We start from the raw sequence: 3,014 nt of genomic DNA on the forward strand, positions 1-3,014 counted from the left end.
GTCAGCAGATCATCATCACCGATTTCTTTGTCACCGGCCCGAACGGCGAAGTCAGCCGCCTGCTTTATGCAGATGGTTCGTTCAGCGGCGTCGACAGCAACTCGACCTCGGTCGAGGGCGAAGGCGTTGGTGCAGCCATGGCGAATGAGGAAATGCTGGCGCTTGGCGCTGCAGGCCTCGGCGCCCTCGGTCTCCTGGCGAGCGGTGGCTCATCGGACGGGAAACCCGTGGACGGCGGCGACGGAGATGGTGACGGCGACGGCGATGGCGACGGCGATGGCGACGGCGATGGCGATGGCGACGGCGATGGCGACGGCGATGGCGACGGCGATGGCGACGGCGATGGCGATGGCGATGGCGACGGCGATGGCGACGGCGATCAATCGGTTCTTGGAGAAATTCTCGAAGGCGTGGATACCATTGTCCCTGAGCTGCTGAACGACATCAACACAGCCCTCGGCCAGCTCGGCGACGCGGATCTGACGGCTGCTGTTGACACCCTGCTCGGCGCGGTTGCCGCTGTGCTGGGCGGCGAAAACGGCCTGCTCGATACGGCTGGTGATGCGGTAGGCGAACTGGTCGAAAGCCTCGAAAACGGTCTGGGATCGCTGCTGAACGGCCTGAATTCGGGTACTCCGCTGGCTGGCGTTGGTGGGCTGCTCGGCGAGCTGGTCACTGGCATCCTCGGTGGCAACGCTGCCAGCGGTGAAACCGGCGGTCTGACCCCGAACCTCGAGGGCGGTACCGCTGCGGCTGCAGCCGCTCTGGCTGCTGGCCTGGTAGAGGCCCTGTCGGCGCTCGACACGCTCGATATCCCGAAGGCGCTCGGGGCTCTGCTCGGGGCTGTTGAGGGTGCCTTGCTGACCGAAGGAGCACTGCTTGACGAAGCCCTGAGCGGCGTCAGCGATCTGCTCGATGGTGTGCTCGGCGGGGTTCAGGATGGCCTGACCACCCTGACGGCCGGCGATCTGCTCGGCGCGATCAATGCCATCACCGATGGCCTGATCCGTGGCGTGCTTGGCGGCGAGGGCGGTTCGGGTGAAGGCCTGCTGACCGGTGTGCTCGACGATCTGCTGGGCGGCCTGCTCGGCGACGGCGGTTTGCTGGGCGGTCTGCTCGGTGAAAACGGCCTGATCGGCGGATTGCTTGGCGGAGGCGGACTGCTTGGCGGCATCCTCGGCGGTGACGACGGCCTGCTCGGTGGCATCCTCGGTGACGACGGCCTGCTCGGCGGCATCCTCGGTGGTGACGGCGGTCTGCTCGGTGGCATCCTCGGTGGTGACGGCGGCCTGCTCGGCGGCATCCTCGGCGGTGACGGCGGTCTGCTCGGTGGCATCCTCGGCGGTGACGGCGGTCTGCTCGGTGGCATCCTCGGCGGTGACGGCGGTCTGCTCGGTGGCATCCTCGGCGGTGACGGCGGCCTGCTCGGCGGCATCCTCGGTGACGGTGGTCTGCTCGGCGGCATCCTCGGCGGTGACGGCGGTCTGCTCGGCGGCCTGCTTGGCGGAACGTCGGGCGGCATCCTCGATGCGGTCCTGGGCAATGACGGCCTGCTCGGCGGGGTGATCGGTGGCGAAGGCGGTCTGCTCGGCGGTCTGCCGGTTGTCGGTGACCTGCTGGGTGGCGATCTCCTCGGTGGCCTGCCCATCGTCGGTGACCTGGTCGGCGGCCTGCTGGGCGGCGGTGACGAAACCGGTGGCGACCTGCTTGGTGGCCTGCCCATCGTCGGCGACCTGCTCGACGGCCTGCTGGGCGGCGGCAGCGACGCCGGTGGTGACCTGCTCGGTGGCCTGCCCATCGTCGGTGACCTGCTCGGCGGCAATGGCCTGGTCGGCGGTCTCGTCGGCGGCCTGCTGGGCGGCCTTGGCGGCAACCTCCTCGGCGCAGCCCCCTCGGCCCTGTTCGAGATGGACGACGCACACAACGGCCTGATCTCGTAAGAGACTGGTTCATCAGGAGCGGAACAGCCCTTCCGCTCCTGATACTGAGCTGCCGCACCCCCAATGCGGCAGCTCATTTTATTTGCGCTCTACCCCGCTTCGCCGGAAGGTAACCGCACCAGCCCCGCAAGCAGGAGAGAGCAGATATGCCGCAGGATGAGGCCTTTCTGGGGTGTGAACGTCAAGAAAGTCTACCGCATCTATAAGGAGTTAGGCCTTCAGCTCAGACATAAGACGCCCAAACGGCGTGTAAAAGCCAAGCTCCGCGATGACCGCGCGGTGGCAGTCGGACCAAACGATGTTTGGGCGATGGATTTTGTTCATGACCAGCTGGCGACGGGAAAGAAGCTGCGTGTCCTGACCGTCGTTGATACCTTTTCCCGCTACGTGCCGGTTCTGGACGTCCGCTATAGCTACCGAGGCGAAGATGTGGTCGCGACGCTCGATCGGGTGTGCCGAACGGCGGGATATCCGAAGACGATCCGGGTCGACCAGGGCACCGAGTTCGTCTCACGTGATATGGATCTCTGGGCTTATCAGCGCGGGGTGGTCCTCGACTTCTCCCGGCCCGGAAAACCGACGGACAATGCCTTCATCGAAGCGTTCAATGGACGCTTCCGGGCGGAATGTCTGAACCAGCATTGGTTCCTGACACTTGCGGATGCGGCAGAAAAAATGGAGGCTTGGCGTAGATACTACAACGAAGAGCGGCCACATGGCGCGATCGGCAACAAGGTCCCGATCATGCTGACGAAATCAGGGGGCGTTACCAACCCGTCACCCTGAGCGAAGCCGGAAAACTCTGCCTTCGGGTGGACGAGAGTTGGGTAGCGGATCACAACCGCATCGAGATCATGTTCGGGCGGTTGAAGGATTGGCGGCGCGTCGCCACCCGATACGACCGCTGTCCACAGACCTTCTTCTCTGCCATCCTCCTCGCCGCAATTGGGTTGTGTCGCAAATTTCCGAACAGGCTGAAAGGATCTGATCGCTGGACATAGTTATGCCGCGAGCCCCGCAAAGATCTGGAACGCCGAGGCACCGTTAGCCGGGATCTGTGCCTTGCGGATCATG

At 65.0% G+C, this 3,014-nt stretch carries 1 protein-coding gene and 2 pseudogenes; 2 read left to right on the plus strand and 1 reads right to left on the minus strand.

The window, feature by feature from the left end; genetic code table 11:
- On the plus strand, positions 1-1,940 hold a 1,940-nt coding region (locus H0485_RS20970; RefSeq protein ID WP_435531526.1), incomplete at its 5' end, for a hypothetical protein.
- A gap of 159 nt (positions 1,941-2,099) precedes the next feature.
- A pseudogene (locus H0485_RS20975) lies at positions 2,100-2,726 on the plus strand (IS3 family transposase); the annotation flags it as partial.
- Between the two features lie 215 nt (positions 2,727-2,941).
- Here H0485_RS20975 and H0485_RS20980 read toward each other — a convergent pair.
- A pseudogene (locus H0485_RS20980) lies at positions 2,942-3,014 on the minus strand (IS6 family transposase); the annotation flags it as partial.

Origin of the sequence: Pseudogemmobacter faecipullorum (genome assembly GCF_020539525.1) — a bacterium.
Taxonomy (GTDB): domain Bacteria; phylum Pseudomonadota; class Alphaproteobacteria; order Rhodobacterales; family Rhodobacteraceae; genus Pseudogemmobacter; species Pseudogemmobacter faecipullorum.